Raw genomic sequence first — 14,643 nt, 5'->3', positions numbered from 1 at the left:
ATTGACAAAGAACTCTTTTGTCGGCACCGTAACAGTATGAAAAATTACAAACAATGTCCCCTTGCGCGGGAGTGTGGCGGTTGCCAGTTGATGGAGTATCCCTATCCCGAACAGTTGGAATATAAGATGGAATACGTTGAAGAGATGCTTGATAAGTTTGGAACGGTTGCTCCTATCATCGGAATGGAAGATCCTACCCGGTATCGCACCAAAGTCCAGGCAGTTTTCGGCAGGGATCTCCGTGGTAAAGTAATCAGCGGAATCTACCGCGAAGGAACCCACCATATCGTTGCCATCCGTGACTGTCTGGTCGAAGACCCTACCGCCGATGCTATTCTTGGTACGATTCGTTCCCTCATGACACGGTTCGGTATCGAACCGTATGATGAAGACGAACAGATGGGTTATATCCGTCATGTCCTTATCAAAACCTCCCGCTATAGCGGCCATGTCATGGTTGTTTTGGTCTGCGGGCAGTGGCCCATTCCCTCAAAGGATGATTTCCTCAGTGCCTTGAAGCAGCAGCATCCCGAGATTGCCACCATCTCGTTGAACATGAACTATGACCAGACGAGTATGGTGCTCAGTGAAATTCCTGAGAAAATCCTCTTCGGCAAAGGCTTCATCGAGGAAAAACTCTGTGGTCTGATGTTCCGTATCTCTGCAAAGTCTTTCTTTCAGGTCAACCCTGTACAAACAGAAGTGCTGTTCAACATCGCAATGAAAATGGCCCAGTTGAAGGATACTGATGAAGTAATTGATGCCTATTGCGGAACCGGGACCATCGCTCTTATTGCCGCAAGCAAAGGGGTCAAGCATGTGCTCGGTATTGAGGTAAGCCCCGATGCTATTGAAGATGCCATGGTGAATGCAAGGAACAACAACCTGTCGAACGTTGATTTTGTCTGTGACGATGCCTCTGCCTATCTTAAGCAAATGGCCAAAGACAAGAAAAGCTGCGATGTTCTGTTCCTTGATCCGCCTCGGGCCGGAAGCGACGAACGATTCCTTGCCGCCGCGCTCAAAATGGCTCCAAGGAAAATCATATATATCTCCTGCAATGCCATCACCCTTGAACGTGACCTACGCTATATGCTCAAGTTCAGCCCCTATGAAGTGAGGGGAATACAACCTGTGGACATGTTCCCCCATACTACCCATGTGGAGACCATTGTACTTTTGGAACGGGTTTAACAGTACTATGCTTGGAGCCATTGACGCGTCCCTTGCCTTGAAATACAAAAAGGGAAACCAATTGTTATTCTCAAGGGACAGTGAATGTCTCCAGGATCTTATGCATCTGATTGGAGAACAGAAGCACCGTACCTTGGTCCTCTGGGCTTTCGATTGTGCACAGGCGCCTTTAACCCTGTTTGAAATTGGCCATCCTTTGGAAACCAGGCCCCGTACGGCTTTGCAGACCTGCCAAGCCTGGGCAAGGGGTGATGTCAAAATGCCTGTAGCCAGGAAAGCAATCCTGGCCTGCCATGCAGTTGCAAAAGAACATACAGATACCGTGACAGGATTGCTTGCCCATGCAATAGGGCAGGCTTGTTCTACCGTACATGTAGAAACCCATGCTTTGGGGCTGGTTTTCTATGAGCTATCGGCAATTGTCTACACACAAGGTCTGGACGGCTGCCAGATGGCGGTCGAAGAGAAAATCAAGTCCTATTACGACCGCCTGCTCTATTGGCAGGGGGAAATCGAGCACTTTGAAGGGAGTTGGGCACCATTTCTCCTGGATGAACATACAGAGAATAAAGAAAAAGTGCTGCAGGGAACCAGAAGGAAATCCCAGACAACGTAATCGAACCTAGCGGTTGCCTTGAAAAGGTTCCTTCTCAATTTCTCCTTCAGAGGTCAGCTAATGTATCTGCCCCCATTAACAGGGCAAATGTATGATAGCCATAAGCGAAAATCCTTTTTCGGCAAGCGATATTCAACCTTGGGGGAAACCTGGAAATATTCTTTGCGCACAACGAAATTGTCTCTTTCCAGTTCTTTCAGTTGCCAGTAACGCATGACTTAAGTTTTCTATAGCCAAAACAAGATAGGTATTTCCCTTTTTCCTCCAACTCGATACGGTTGATATCGAATAGTTTGCCTTGGGAAGACCTTTGATTGCTGAACCAGAATCGATTGCCAGTGGGAAAGCGGGAGGGATAATTAAGCACCAGAGTGTATCTCCTGCAACCAGTACTTCAAAATGCATGGCAAGCGATATATTTTCAATGGGAAGAAATTGGATTGACCTCTCATAGGTATCGGTTTGGGCATGGTCTTCATTATCTTCTATCTAAGGAAAAGGAACTTCTCCAAGCAAATGATCTTTCCTTCCTATCGGTTCAGCCTTCTTGTGGGGGCTCTCCCCCCCCCAGTACGGTAGTATTGCAGTTTTAAACTTTTCAGACTCTCTGCGGAAATATTTGTTGACAAAACGGGGCTTTCAAAGATACTTGATAGTAGTATCTTTGCACTGCAGATCATTCTTAAAAGAATGCACGCTCAACAGTACAAACTGAACAGGCATTATCTTTGGGTATAATGCCGGGCTACAGTATTTGTAGCAACAGATGGAGCTTTATACATCTGTGGGACAGTAGCTGTTCCATGGGTGATTTTTTATATATTACCGGAACATTTACTTTTGAAATTGCAGTGTCATAAGAGAAATGGAAACAACCCCCAACGGTGAGAAATGGAGGATTCCTTTCTGACTGAAAGCAGGCAACCAATGGCAGATGTTAACGGCGACTACCAAAAATGTTTTCCAAAGGATTTACGAACGTTTTGCGAGAACGAGTATACCGATACTCGTAATTTGCTCCGTCCATTGGATGGAAAATAATTACCGCAAGTGAATCTTGAATATGGTATGTAATCTTGGCAGAGAGGACAAAGGAAGAGAGATCGCTGCAAGCGCAAATACAAAAACCTGTCAAACCCTATGCTGAGTGTAGTAGATTACTTTCTGTCTCGACCAATCTGACTGGAATGAGGTAAGCTCCGTGGAAAAAACAATTTACGTAGTGACAATGCTTCGAAGCCGCAACCTATTGACGAGAAAATATGGTAAAGGATTCTTCAATGATTTCAAAACAATCTCCAAAGAAAAACTGTATGAGATTCTGCCTCAGGTACCTGACATAGGCAAAAGTATTTTCTCTTTCAATTATCAATTTGGCCCGGCGTATATAGCATGGTATAAGGCTTTTATGGAATTGAAGCTAGAACAGCAGGAAATATGGGAAAATATTTGGCTGATGAACGAAAGAATGATAACGATCATACCCAGGGGTCTGTTGCATCTGGCAGGTAAATCCTATATCAACGGCTTCAAAAAAAAGGCAGCCATGCATGCTGAACGTCAACTGAAAAAGGAATTGCACCCTTATGACTGGCAGATTGCCTATCGCGAGGTCAGTGATAACACCTTTGAAATAGATATTACAGAATGTGGACTTAAAAAGCTTGCCCATGATTTTGATGCGGATGGTTTATTGCCTGGTATATGCCGCATGGATTATATGGTTTCGTATCTGATGGGTAATGGATTTGAGCGTACAAAAACCCTGGGAGACGGAGATGATTGTTGTAACTGCCGGTATCATAGAGAAGGGCTCTGTGCATGGTCTCCTGAAAAAGGTTTTGAAGGCAGGAGGTGAACATGCGCGTTTTGATTTACGGAGCAGGGGTTATCGGTAGCATTTTTGCAGGTAGGCTTGCTGCATCGGGAAAGGATGTGACGGTACTGGCACGAGGTAGGCGGCTTGAGGAGCTTCGGCACAATGGTGTGGTGCTTTCCAAGCCTGGTGCACACTCGGATGAGATCATTCCCGTTAATATAATTGAACAGCTAGCACCAGATGATTCGTTCGACTACATCCTTGTAGTGATGCAACGGACGCAAGTGGACAGTATATTACCCATTCTTGCGCGAAATTGTTCAAAGAATATTGTATTCGTCGTCAATACTGCCGGAGGGTACGAGAAATGGGCAAAAGCCATAGGCAGCGAGAGACTGATGATTGCTTTTCCTTCCGCAGGTGGTGAGCGCATTGGGAGTAATGTCGTTTATTTCATTGGAAAAGGGATACTGCGAGCATTTCAGACTACGACATTTGGGGAATATAATGGCAGGAAGACGGAGCGTGTGCGTCAATTGATTACCGCTTTCAATCTTGCGGGCATTCCCTCCGTTTTTTGCGATGATATGGATAGTTGGCAAAAAACCCATGTTGCGATGGTGACGAGTATCGCAAATGCATTATACCAATTCGATTGTGATAATTATCGCCTTGCCAAGTCTTATGAAAGCGTATGCCTCATGTTGCATGGTATCAAGGAAGGTTTTGCTGTACTGCATGCGCTGGGGATAAAAACTAGACCCTCGAAACTATGGTATATGAAATTACCGGTAGGGATAACAGCCAGGGTATTTAGGGTTGTTTTGAAAACCAAGCTTGCCGAGACAACTATGGCAAAGCATTGCATCGTGGCAACAGCAGAGATGTCTTGCCTGCAAGCCGAGTTCGATACCTTGATTATGCAAAGCCATATGCAGACACCCTCAATTGACAGGCTACGAGAAAATCTCTCCTCTTTTGAAAACAAAAAGAACCTATAGAAAAGGAATCCTATGATACACCCAAGAATATATACTTGGCAGTATAGTTCAATATCCTGAAGCAACCCTTGCTAGTATTCCTTCACGCTCCTTTTCCTGTATTGGGGTTGTTAGTCATCCTATGAGATGATGCACGGTATAAGAAAGAAGGAGTACAGAATGTAGATAGTTAGAAAGCAAACTACTTTACAAAAGAATGGAAAGTCAGTATGTTCTTCAACAGTTAGAAAACAAACCAAACAAAAGAGAAAGAATAAAGCATTTGGTCAGCCTTCCGGCGATACCAGGCACTTCTCTACAAGGACACATACAAAGTATGGATAAAACAGCAGAACTGGGTACAAAACCCATAGGCAAACTCTTGGCACAATATTCGATACCGGCAGTCATTGCCATGGTGGTAAATGCAATCTACAACGTGGTTGACCGGGTATTTATAGGTCAGTTTGCAGGCGAAGAAGCCCTGGCAGGCCTTACCATCGCATTCCCTGTCATGATGATCATCTTTGCCTTCGCAAATCTCATAGGAATAGGTGGGGCTTCCCTGCTTTCTATCAAACTTGGTCAAAAGGACGAGAAAGCAGCAAGTCAGGTCTTTGGAAACACCCTTGGGTTCGGTCTTTTGGTAACCGCAGTAATCCTTGTAACGATATTTACAAACCTCCAGTCGATCCTGAATCTTTTTGGAGCAACAGCCGAGGTCATGAACTATGCAACGACCTATCTGAGAATTATCATAGCAGGTTTTATTTTCCAGATGCTCTCGTTCATTCTGAATAGCTCAGTCAGGACAGAGGGGAGGCCCCTCTTGTCCATGGTGGCCATGATCAGCTCTGCCTTGACCAACATCGTTCTCGATTTCGTTTTCATACGTATATTTGGCTGGGGCGTCGCAGGGGCGGCCATCGCTACTGTTGCGGGACAGCTGGTTGGACTTGCTATTCTTGTGAGTTTCTATCTCAGGGGAAAAAGCCATCTGCATCTTAGTATCAAGGATTTTGCCCTGAAGAGGGTGATCCTTGTCCAGATTGTTACCATCGGTTTTGCAACCTTTCTCTCAACGGTTGGAACCAGCATTGCCATGTTGTTTATCAACAGGGGGCTTTCCTATTATGGCGGGGTTGCCGCAGTTACCGCGATGGGGGTGATAAACAGTCTCTATACCTTCTTTATTATGCCAATCATCGGTATCACCCAAGGCATTATGCCTATCATTGGGTATAACCATGGGGCAAAACAGAAGGATAGGGTCAGTAAAACGTTGCGCCTGGGGATTTTTATCGGTATCGCTTTTTCCACCATCGTGTTTTTACTCATGCAGCTCTTTCCCACTACCTTTATCAGCATGTTCCTTGAAAGCGGATCGTCTACCGTCGCTGTCACGAAAAACGGGCTCAGGATTTTCCTTTTGATGCTCCCTCTGTTGAGTATTAACTTAATCGGTGTAGCTTATTTCCAGGCAGTTGGAAAAGGTACGGTTTCGATGATATTGGGAATGCTCAGGCAGTTTTTGTTCTTGCTCCCCCTTCTTTTCATCCTTCCTTCGATGTGGGGATTGGACGGAGTCTGGGCTGCCACTCCTATTGCCGATGGCTTTGCCATACTGGTAACCTTTGTGGTCTTGATTCTTGCCCGCAAGAAGGATGCTGCAAGGGAGGTCTGTTAGTATGGAAGACCTGCGTTTGAAGAGTATAATCGACGTTAAAATGAAACTTGAGCGGTTGTTTTTCAAACAACACCTTTACAAGTATACGATGCCCGATGGGCTTAACCAGACGCATATGTTGACCTTATTGCACTTGCACTTTTGTAAGTCTTCCTCAATGGCAGAGCTGAGCAGGCATTTGAACCTTGAAAAAGGTTCCTTCACGCCTGTTTCCAACAAGCTATTACAGTTTGGCTATATTGAAAAGGAACAGGACCCACAGGACAAACGGGTGTTCCGTTTGAGCTTGACAGAAAAAGGCGAAACCCTTGCATCTGACTTTAAAAAGAGCCATTTGGTGTATATCCAAAGCTTACTCGATACCCTTGCAGAAGAGGAAAAAGAGAAGTTTTTCCAGGCAGTAGGCTTTCTCAACGATTCTCTGCAAACCTTTTTTCCCCTGCAGTAAAGTCATCCTTTCACCGAACCGGACAACAGTCCCTTGATGAAATATTTACCCAGCAAGACATACATGACGAGGATGGGGAGAGCGGTTATCAAAGCACCTGCCATCGGCAGGTTCCAACTGACCGCTTGTCCCCCTGCAAGTTTTGAAAGCCCGACAGTAATCGGGTTCGATTCTTGCCTGGTCAAGGTGATTCCCCAGAGGAATTCATTCCAGATCTGGGTAATCTGCCAGATGCCGACTGTTACGAACCCAGGCATGGAGAGCGGAAGCATAATACGCCCAAATATGCCAAAGAAACCTGCCCCGTCGAGTCTTGCAGACTCAAGTATGTCAGAGGGGATCTGGTCATAGAAATTGCGGAACAAGAGTGTGACAATGGGGATACCATAGATGATATGGGCAAGGATGAGGCCCGAGAGCGAACCATAGAGGCCAAGGTTGCGCAATACCTGAAACAATGGAATGAGGATTATCTGATACGGGATAAACATACCGAACAATAACAGGGTGAAGATAAGTTCACTGGAACGGAACCTGTTCTTTGAGAAAATATAGCCATTCAACGATCCTAAAAATGCCGAGATTACCGTTGCTGTAATAGTGAGGACCAAGCTGTTTCTCATGTTTGGGCCCAATAGCTTCCAGGCATTCCGGTAACTGGTGAAAAAAGCTTTCTCCGGCCATTTCCAGGCTGTAAGCAGGTTAATCTCGGCAGGCTTTTTCAATGAGGTGACGATTGTCATATACATTGGGACCAAGAATAGAATCACAAAGATGATAAGAACCACATAGAGAAATACTCGTTTTGGATTGACTGATCTCTTTTTCCCCATGATCTATACTCTCCTTCCCCGGTGGGAACTCACCAGATAGGGTATGATAAAGAGAGCGGAAAGCAGAAACAGGACAACTGCCATCGAAGCGCCAACGGAGAAATTGTTTGCCCGGAAGGTCGTAAGATACATGTTGATGGAAGGGTGCCCGGTGTTTGCATTGTCTGATCCTGCCATCGCATAAATCAAATCAAAGAGCTTGAGCGAGATATGGGCAATGATAATGACGGCACTGAGGGTGATAGGCCGTACATTGGGGATGGCGATTTTCCAGTAATAGGTGAATTCGCTTGCCCCGTCGAGTTGTGCCGATTCCCTGATCGTCTCAGGCAATCCCCTGAGCCCTGCAAGGTAGAGAGCCATGGTGTACCCGCTGTATTGCCACACAGAGGCTATGGAAATCCCTAACGTGGCAAGGTTGTACCCGTGATCTTCTGCAAAGGGAAGAATAGGGGGAAGGAGGGGATGGAGAATGAACACATACAAAAAAGAAAAGGCACAGACAAGGGCTGCCTTCCAGATTTTCCTTTTGCTCCTGACTCTTTCGGTCAAAGCCCTTCCCAGTACTATCGCTGCCAGGATTCCGATGAAAACAAAGAGCAACAGCAAGACATTCTGCCAATTGAAATGAAAGATACTTATCTTGCTGCTGGTCCACAGGAACTTTACTGGTGGCAACCCAATGAAGGTGGGCAGAATATTCAACCCTCCGCTCGGGGCAAGCAACCATCGCCATATAGTACCCGAGACAATGAAGGCCAAGGCCATCGGGTACAGGAAGATGGTTCGGAAAAATCCTTCGCTTTTTAGCTTCCGGTCGAGCAAGACTGCGAACAGGAAGCCAAAGAACAAAGCCCCGATTATCAAAAAGAAAGAATAGAAAACGGTATTTACCAGGTCTTGGCGGAACCTGGAATAGATGAAACCCGAAAAGAGCTGGCGATAATTTTCCAAACCGATGAAATTCTTGACAGGGTCGAAGGAAAGGCTGCCCGCCCCGTGTCCCCAGTCGGTGAGCGAGATGTAGATAGTATTACCGATGAAACCATAGACAAAAACCCCGACAAGGATTATGGAGGGCAGGAGCAAAAGAACTGATAAAAAGGTGTTTTTCTTTTGTTCTTTCATATACATCCCATCGCTTTAAAAAGGGAGAGGGCAAGAGCCCTCTCCCCCGGTCTGGAGTTACTTACTTGCCCATTCTATTCTGAATTGCAATGGCTTGGCATGCGTTGGCAGCCTGTTTGGCATCCTTACTATTCAGATACATCTCCATGACCGTAGAAAAGTCGTTCATAAAGCCCTCATTGGCAACGACTCCATGGGCTAGAGAACCGACTATCCTATTCGTTTGGTAATCCTTTGCAGCAGACTTTGAATAGGTATTATACAGATTCAAATCACTGTCCTTACGTGCCGATATCGATCCTTTCAAGGGGTTGAACGCGTCAGAACCTTCCTTTGACCCACAGACTTTCAACCAGGCAAGGGTTGCATCGGGATTCTTTGTCCCCTTCGGGCTGCCAAAACTGTCAGCCAGGAACATGAACACTCCGTTGGTCCCCGGGGAAGCTACCCAGCCATAGTCAATCATTGGTTTGAGACTAAGGGTGGTAGACATATAGCCTGCAGCCCAGTCGCCCATCAGATTGAAGGCTGCCTGGCCTTTGACCACCATATCGGTAGCCTGTTGCCAGGAAAGGGAGGCTGCATCGGTATTGGTATATTGGAGGATCATACCGAAAACTTCCCAGACGTGTACGATTTTTGGGTCGACCCAGGAGATTTCACCTCTCCAGAGGGCATCATAGTCGTCAGCGCCCAGGACTCCCAGGGCAACACATTCCCACAGCTGGTTGGCAGTCCAGGTCTGTGCGAGGGAAAGTGGAACGACTCCCTTTGCTTTGATAGCCGGGGCAATCTTCAAAAACTCATCCCAGGTCTTCGGGGCCTCGATTCCCCAGGCTTTCAGCCTCCCTGGCATAAACCAGAGGACATTCGACCGGTGGATGTTGACAGGAACAGACCAGATACCATCTTCGGTACTCAAAAATTTCAAAAGGTCTTTTGGGAATACTTCCATCCACCCTTCCTGCTCGAAGAGCGGGGTGAGGTCGAGAATCCTGTTTGCACTAACCCAGGTCCCGATCAATTCCTGACCTGCATGTACCTGGAAGCTTCCGGGAGGATCGCCTCCGAGCATCCTGGTTTTCAGCACCGCTTTTGCATTTACCCCTGAACCTCCGGTAACCGTGGCATTGGTCAGCTTGATATTAGGGTATTTCCTTTCGAAGACCTTGATAAGCGCTTCCAAAGCTGGTCCTTCATCCCCTGCCCACCAGGAAAAAATCTCCAAATCACCTTTGGGCACATTTTGGTTGAGGACAACTTGCTCTACCATTGGCTTGGCAGCCATGGCTTGTTCCGTTTGGGCCTGGGCCGTTAGAGGAACCATGCACAGCGATAGGATCACCGAAAGACAGAGCCAAACATGTAGCTTTTTCATAACACCTCCTCTGGTAACAAAACAATTCCAGATGAACAAACCCAAGGAAAAAGAGGAAGTTATGCACGTGATTTCTTAACCTTTTACTGCAAAAAATAACATAATTCTTTTTCCTATAACTAATTATAGAATATAGAAACCAGAAGTCAAGCATGGCTCAGTACCTGTATAGGTTTCCCCTATCTTCTTTATGCAATTCTTTATACCGATGGGGGGACATTCCCATTTCCCGATGAAATGCTTTGCTGAATTGGTCATAGGATGTAAACCCTACCTGGAGGGCGATTTCTTTGTTCGATTCTTTTCCGATAAAAAGCAGGGGAATGGATTTTCGTAAACGCAGTTTCTGCAAGTATTCGTGGCAAGGCATTCCCACATCCCTCGAAAAGACCCTGCACAGATATACTTTATGCACTTTGCATTCTGAGGCCAAGGTGTCGAGTGTCAGCGGCGAGGAGTAATGGCGATGCATGATGCGTAGGGCATGCTGGACCTTTTCATTCTGGACAACCGGATATTCGTTTTCCCGTAAGAGAATCTGGGCTTTTCTAAACGCCCGTTCAAACCAATGGCACATTTCAAACGTAGAGGATAAGTTGAAAACTTCTTCAACAGGCACATAGGGTGTACCGAACAGTTCCAAAGGATTCAGGTTTCCTTCAGATACAACTTGCAAAAACAATCCCATAATCTGGCTATTGATATGAAATAAGGGGTTTTGATCGCATATCTGGGGGAGGTTGCAACTATAGAGGTCCTTCAGATGTGCAATAAAGGTGGTGAGGTTGCCTCCTTTTGCCAGGGTACGCATGGTTTCCAGCTCCGTTGAGAATTGGAACAGATCCATTGCAGGGAGTTGGTTGATGTCTGCCCCGGTGATAAGGCAACCTTCACAAAAGAATGGCTGGTACTGTGAAAGTTTTAGTAGGCGGTGATACTTTTCCTGCAGGTCGAAAGGCTCTCGAAGGTATCCGTCCCATACTACTGTGGCGTTTGTCCCAACCTTTGCAAGTAAATAGCGAAGATAGCCGGTAGGGTTGTCTTTCCACTCGAAATTCTCACTAAACAATACAAGAAGGTCCTTCGGTCCCGTTTCGATAAGTATAGATTCTTTACAAAGGTTCGACAGTATTTCCTTGCAATTTGAAGCAGCGTGGAACAAGGCCATTCCAATTTGTTTGTTTTCAGAACTGAACATTCGGGTTTGTTCTGTACGTGAGATGCCTCCGTCTTTGATGCATCGGTACAGTTTTTCCTCTTCTAGGGCTTTCAAGCCTTTTTCAAGGACAAATCTCCTTCTTGCTTCAAATAAAGCCATAGCAAGGCGTTCCTGTTCGAGAATACCTTCAGAAGTATCCAATGTAAGGATAGCAAGGGGGTGTCCGCTTTCCCTGATTCCCTGGGAAAGGGAAACGACCAAGCGGCTGTCTGAGAGCAGAATGTCGAGAGTATGTGAATGCAAAAAAGATAAGGCTTCCTGTTCGTCATTGATGGTTGCAACCAATGTAAAGTCAGAACCTTGCCAGATCGGCAGGTTCCTGATTGTTTCCAAAACAGGCAAATCCTTGTGTACAAGCAGGACTTGAAGCATGCAAACCTCCCTTTTTTCTGTTTTTCAGAGGTTGCATTCCTAGCTTACATCACATCCAAGTGCCTATAAGTATATGTTGGAGAATCTTTTAATGCAATCCTTCATTTCAAGTTCCAGATACTCAGTCTCATAGTAGGGAATTGGTATCCACTTGCTTGGAAAAAGACAATGCCGACCCTTTGGACGGATCGGCATTGTTCCCTTTTCAGAATTGGAGTGCATGAAAGGGTCTTAATCTACTAAGGCAACGACCAACTTCTCGCTGATTTCCCTCGTCTGAAGGATGTATTTCTCATTATAGTCATCAAAGACTTTCATGAATACCTTCGCCAGGAGGATGAGGGCGATTGAATTGGGAATGCACCACAGACCTGAGGCAATGTCAACGACAAGCCAAACGACTTCCGGGGCTTTGCCAAGGGAAAGGAAACCGGGAACCAGCCAGATCAATCGAAGGATCAATTTGGCAGCGTTGGTCTTTTTGGGGAAGATGTAGAAGAAAGCAGACTCGTAGTTCAATTCCCATCCGACCATCGTAGAGAAGGCAAACAACATAATGGCAACTGTTATCAGGATATTCCCTGCATTTCCGTATACACTGGAGAAAGCACCCATGGTCAAGGCAACATCCTTTGCCCCGCTCTGCCAGACGTCGGGACTGCTGGAGAGAATGGCCAGGGCTGTCATGGAACAGACAACCAGGGTGTCGATGAATACTTCAAAGGAACCGTACATTCCTTCTTTGAAGGGATGAGGGGTCATGGCTGTTGCATGGGTGATGGGCGATGATCCGCAACCTGCCTCATTGGAGAAGGTGCCTCGGGCTGAACCTTGGCGAAGTGCAAGGGCAAATGTGCTTCCTGCAATTCCGCCTACTGCTGCAAAGGGCTTGAAGGCATAGATGAAGATGGATGCCAAAGCCTGTGGTACATTTGCAATATTGACGATCAAGACTCCAAGGGCAGCGACAACATACAGTACACACATGAACGGGGTGACTTTTTCACAGAACTTACCAATGCTTTTTACTCCACCGATGAGAACAATCCCGCAGATAGTTGCAGCAATGGTGACAGGGATCCACTGGGGAATGTTAAAGGTGTTATGTATGGCACTCGATAATGCATAGGGCTGGACAAAGGCAGCTGTCCCGAGACCTCCGATGATGATGGTAGCTGAGAAGAATATAGCCAAGGGACGCCACTTTTTGCCCAGACCGCGTTCGATATAGTACATCGGGCCACCATAGTAAATGCCATCTTCCCCCTTGATACGGTATTGCTGGGCAAGGGTTACCTCGACGCACTTGGTGAGCATACCCAACAGGGATATCATCCACATCCAGAAGACGGCACCGGGTCCGCCGATGAAAATTGCGGTGGCAACACCGGCAATATTGCCGGTACCAACGCATCCGGCAAGGGCTGTGGAAACAGCCTGCAACGGGGTCAAGGTTCCTTCCCCGTTGTTCTTGCTTTTGCTGAAGATTTCCCCTGCGGTATTCTTCATGATGTGCCCGAATTTCCTGAACTGGAAAAATCGGGTTTTTGTTGCGTAAATCAAACCGACCGCGGTCAAGAGAAACAAAACCGGAGCACCCCATAACATATTCGCGATCGTAGATAATACTTGTTCCATGATTTCCTCCTTTTAGATATCACAAACAACAGTAGGTACCTGCTATTGGAAACGATTTCTGAGATGGGCCTTATGCCAGGACTTTGGCAATAATCCCTCCAAATCCCTTACAGGATTTGGTAAGCTGGTCAATTTCGATATATTCATCGATGACATGGGCAAGGTCTTCCCGTGAAGGTCCGAACCCGATGGTAGGTATTCCCTGTTCACCACAGAAGTGGCTTCCATTGGTACAGAAGGAAAAGTGGGAGAGCGGGGCTTTGATACCGGCTTCTTTCAGGCCAGCAAGGGCTTTCTGTACCAAAGGCTCCTCGCTGTCTAGCATCCAGGCGGGGAAGAAACGCTTGGCATGTATGGTTTCCCCTGTCCAGCAGGCCTCAGATCCTTCTGCGATGTATGCCTTTGCTTTCAGATTGGGAATGGTTTGCCTGACTTTCTCGATTGCTTCCTCGATTGGTTGCAATACGCTCTCTGCGGTTTCGCCCACCAAGGTACGTCGGTCGTAGGTTACACGGCACTGGCCAGGTACTACAGAGGCTCCTGGGTAGGGGCTTGAAACAATGTCGGTAAGTTCAAGTATGCCTTTGCCTAGTACCGGATGGACATTGGGTTCCAGTTTCTTGATTTCTTCAATCAAGGCCATCATGTGATAGACCGCGTTGACCCCTTTGTCTGGGTTGGAAGAATGACAGGTTTTCCCTTCTGTTTCGACTACGATCTCGGCACGTCCGCGTTGTCCGATTTTTAAAGTGGTGGTCGTAGCTTCCCCTATTACTACGAAATCGGGATGGGCCAAACTGGTAATCTCCCTTGCCGAGATTCCTTCAAAGCATTCCTCATGGACGGTACACGAGACATAGATGGTTCCTGCAAAGTCTTTCTTTGTGTCTTCTGCAAAGAAAGCGGCAGCTAAGATCATGGCAGCGACACTCCCTTTCATGTCAGAGGTGCCTCTTCCATATATTTTGCCATCGACAATCTCTGCTGCATAAGGAGCGTGCGCCCATTGGGAAGGGTCACTGATATCTACTGTGTCGATATGCCCGTCAAGGAGTATCGACTTTCCTTTTCTTTTTCCTTCTATTGTTCCCAGCACACTTCCGTAGCGGTCGATTGTTGCGGAATCAAAACCTTTTTCCAGCATAGTCTGCTTTATGAAAGTGGCTACTTGCTGTTCCTGTCCTGAGAGACTTGGTCTTTGTATCAATTCCTGGCATAGCGTTATAACTTGTTCAGATCTGGTCATTGGATTACTCCTTTGTTGGTATATGCAATATGCGATATATTGCATATACCCGATATCTTGTGTCCGTTTTTTCTATCTGTCAAGA

The 14,643-nt window shown here is 46.5% G+C and carries 14 protein-coding genes and 1 riboswitch; of the genes, 6 read left to right on the top strand and 8 right to left on the bottom strand.

The window, feature by feature from the left end; all coding sequences use genetic code 11:
* Positions 1–36 precede the first annotated feature (36 nt).
* Positions 37–1,194, top strand: coding sequence for a 23S rRNA (uracil(1939)-C(5))-methyltransferase RlmD (gene rlmD / locus SPIGRAPES_RS08800; protein WP_014270410.1), 1,158 nt, complete (start codon positions 37–39; stop codon positions 1,192–1,194).
* A 7-nt stretch (positions 1,195–1,201) separates the two neighbouring features.
* Positions 1,202–1,810 (top strand): putative immunity protein, encoded by a 609-nt coding sequence (locus tag SPIGRAPES_RS08795; protein WP_014270409.1) that lies wholly within the window; start codon positions 1,202–1,204, stop codon positions 1,808–1,810.
* A gap of 53 nt (positions 1,811–1,863) precedes the next feature.
* Here the strand turns inward: SPIGRAPES_RS08795 and SPIGRAPES_RS17590 are convergent, their stop codons facing one another.
* Positions 1,864–1,980, bottom strand: a complete 117-nt coding sequence (locus tag SPIGRAPES_RS17590; RefSeq protein ID WP_215904746.1) for a hypothetical protein — start codon at positions 1,978–1,980, stop codon at positions 1,864–1,866.
* Positions 1,943–2,215 (bottom strand): hypothetical protein, encoded by a 273-nt coding sequence (locus SPIGRAPES_RS17250; RefSeq protein WP_215904797.1) that lies wholly within the window; start codon positions 2,213–2,215, stop codon positions 1,943–1,945. Before SPIGRAPES_RS17250 ends, SPIGRAPES_RS17590 begins: the two co-directional genes overlap by 38 nt.
* Positions 2,216–2,511: 296 nt before the next feature.
* Positions 2,512–2,605, top strand: a riboswitch (NiCo riboswitch).
* Positions 2,606–3,266: 661 nt separating this feature from the next.
* On the opposite strand from SPIGRAPES_RS17250, the gene SPIGRAPES_RS17585 reads away from it, so the two are divergent.
* The 4 genes from SPIGRAPES_RS17585 (at position 3,267) to SPIGRAPES_RS08775 (ending at position 6,744) form a co-directional block, all read left to right on the top strand.
* On the top strand, positions 3,267–3,668 hold the full coding sequence (locus SPIGRAPES_RS17585; protein ID WP_245535424.1) for an L-2-amino-thiazoline-4-carboxylic acid hydrolase: 402 nt from the start codon (positions 3,267–3,269) through the stop codon (positions 3,666–3,668).
* Positions 3,669–3,670: 2 nt separating this feature from the next.
* Complete coding sequence (locus tag SPIGRAPES_RS08785; protein ID WP_014270407.1) at positions 3,671–4,630, top strand: ketopantoate reductase family protein; 960 nt, start codon at positions 3,671–3,673, stop codon at positions 4,628–4,630.
* Between the two features lie 316 nt (positions 4,631–4,946).
* A complete protein-coding gene (locus tag SPIGRAPES_RS08780) occupies positions 4,947–6,296 on the top strand; it encodes an MATE family efflux transporter (protein ID WP_014270406.1) in 1,350 nt (449 codons plus the stop codon).
* A gap of 1 nt (position 6,297) precedes the next feature.
* Entirely contained in the window at positions 6,298–6,744 is a 447-nt protein-coding gene (locus tag SPIGRAPES_RS08775) for a MarR family winged helix-turn-helix transcriptional regulator (RefSeq protein ID WP_014270405.1), read from the top strand.
* Between the two features lie 2 nt (positions 6,745–6,746).
* On the opposite strand, the gene SPIGRAPES_RS08770 is transcribed toward SPIGRAPES_RS08775, so the two are convergent.
* The 6 genes from SPIGRAPES_RS08770 to SPIGRAPES_RS08745 form a co-directional block, all read right to left on the bottom strand.
* Positions 6,747–7,577: a carbohydrate ABC transporter permease gene (locus tag SPIGRAPES_RS08770; protein ID WP_014270404.1), complete on the bottom strand. Its 831-nt coding sequence runs from the start codon at positions 7,575–7,577 to the stop codon at positions 6,747–6,749.
* A gap of 3 nt (positions 7,578–7,580) precedes the next feature.
* On the bottom strand, positions 7,581–8,705 hold the full coding sequence (locus SPIGRAPES_RS08765) for a carbohydrate ABC transporter permease (RefSeq protein WP_014270403.1): 1,125 nt from the start codon (positions 8,703–8,705) through the stop codon (positions 7,581–7,583).
* Between the two features lie 61 nt (positions 8,706–8,766).
* Positions 8,767–10,083: an ABC transporter substrate-binding protein gene (locus SPIGRAPES_RS08760; protein ID WP_014270402.1), complete on the bottom strand. Its 1,317-nt coding sequence runs from the start codon at positions 10,081–10,083 to the stop codon at positions 8,767–8,769.
* A gap of 157 nt (positions 10,084–10,240) precedes the next feature.
* Positions 10,241–11,674 (bottom strand): helix-turn-helix domain-containing protein, encoded by a 1,434-nt coding sequence (locus tag SPIGRAPES_RS08755; RefSeq protein ID WP_014270401.1) that lies wholly within the window; start codon positions 11,672–11,674, stop codon positions 10,241–10,243.
* A gap of 231 nt (positions 11,675–11,905) precedes the next feature.
* Positions 11,906–13,312 carry an alanine/glycine:cation symporter family protein gene (locus tag SPIGRAPES_RS08750; RefSeq protein ID WP_014270400.1) on the bottom strand — a complete coding sequence of 469 codons (1,407 nt, stop codon included), beginning with the start codon at positions 13,310–13,312 and terminating at the stop codon, positions 11,906–11,908.
* Positions 13,313–13,382: 70 nt separating this feature from the next.
* Positions 13,383–14,558, bottom strand: a complete 1,176-nt coding sequence (locus SPIGRAPES_RS08745; RefSeq protein ID WP_014270399.1) for a YgeY family selenium metabolism-linked hydrolase — start codon at positions 14,556–14,558, stop codon at positions 13,383–13,385.
* Positions 14,559–14,643: the final 85 nt, after the last annotated feature.

This window comes from Sphaerochaeta pleomorpha str. Grapes (genome assembly GCF_000236685.1).
In the GTDB taxonomy this organism is placed as follows: domain Bacteria; phylum Spirochaetota; class Spirochaetia; order Sphaerochaetales; family Sphaerochaetaceae; genus Sphaerochaeta; species Sphaerochaeta pleomorpha.
Note: the sequence above shows the minus strand (reverse complement) of the source record. Positions and strands in the feature narration are given on the sequence as shown.

What these genes read in the sequence shown, in the direction of transcription:
- rlmD (WP_014270410.1), top strand. Translation starts at nt 37, where the DNA reads ATGAAAAATTACAAACAATGTCCCCTTGCGCGGGAGTGTGGCGGTTGC.
- SPIGRAPES_RS08795 (WP_014270409.1), top strand. Translation starts at nt 1,202, where the DNA reads ATGCTTGGAGCCATTGACGCGTCCCTTGCCTTGAAATACAAAAAGGGA.
- SPIGRAPES_RS17250 (WP_215904797.1), bottom strand. Translation starts at nt 2,215, where the DNA reads ATGCATTTTGAAGTACTGGTTGCAGGAGATACACTCTGGTGCTTAATT.
- SPIGRAPES_RS17585 (WP_245535424.1), top strand. Translation starts at nt 3,267, where the DNA reads ATGAACGAAAGAATGATAACGATCATACCCAGGGGTCTGTTGCATCTG.
- SPIGRAPES_RS08785 (WP_014270407.1), top strand. Translation starts at nt 3,671, where the DNA reads ATGCGCGTTTTGATTTACGGAGCAGGGGTTATCGGTAGCATTTTTGCA.
- SPIGRAPES_RS08780 (WP_014270406.1), top strand. Translation starts at nt 4,947, where the DNA reads ATGGATAAAACAGCAGAACTGGGTACAAAACCCATAGGCAAACTCTTG.
- SPIGRAPES_RS08775 (WP_014270405.1), top strand. Translation starts at nt 6,298, where the DNA reads ATGGAAGACCTGCGTTTGAAGAGTATAATCGACGTTAAAATGAAACTT.
- SPIGRAPES_RS08770 (WP_014270404.1), bottom strand. Translation starts at nt 7,577, where the DNA reads ATGGGGAAAAAGAGATCAGTCAATCCAAAACGAGTATTTCTCTATGTG.
- SPIGRAPES_RS08765 (WP_014270403.1), bottom strand. Translation starts at nt 8,705, where the DNA reads ATGAAAGAACAAAAGAAAAACACCTTTTTATCAGTTCTTTTGCTCCTG.
- SPIGRAPES_RS08760 (WP_014270402.1), bottom strand. Translation starts at nt 10,083, where the DNA reads ATGAAAAAGCTACATGTTTGGCTCTGTCTTTCGGTGATCCTATCGCTG.
- SPIGRAPES_RS08755 (WP_014270401.1), bottom strand. Translation starts at nt 11,674, where the DNA reads ATGCTTCAAGTCCTGCTTGTACACAAGGATTTGCCTGTTTTGGAAACA.
- SPIGRAPES_RS08750 (WP_014270400.1), bottom strand. Translation starts at nt 13,312, where the DNA reads ATGGAACAAGTATTATCTACGATCGCGAATATGTTATGGGGTGCTCCG.
- SPIGRAPES_RS08745 (WP_014270399.1), bottom strand. Translation starts at nt 14,558, where the DNA reads ATGACCAGATCTGAACAAGTTATAACGCTATGCCAGGAATTGATACAA.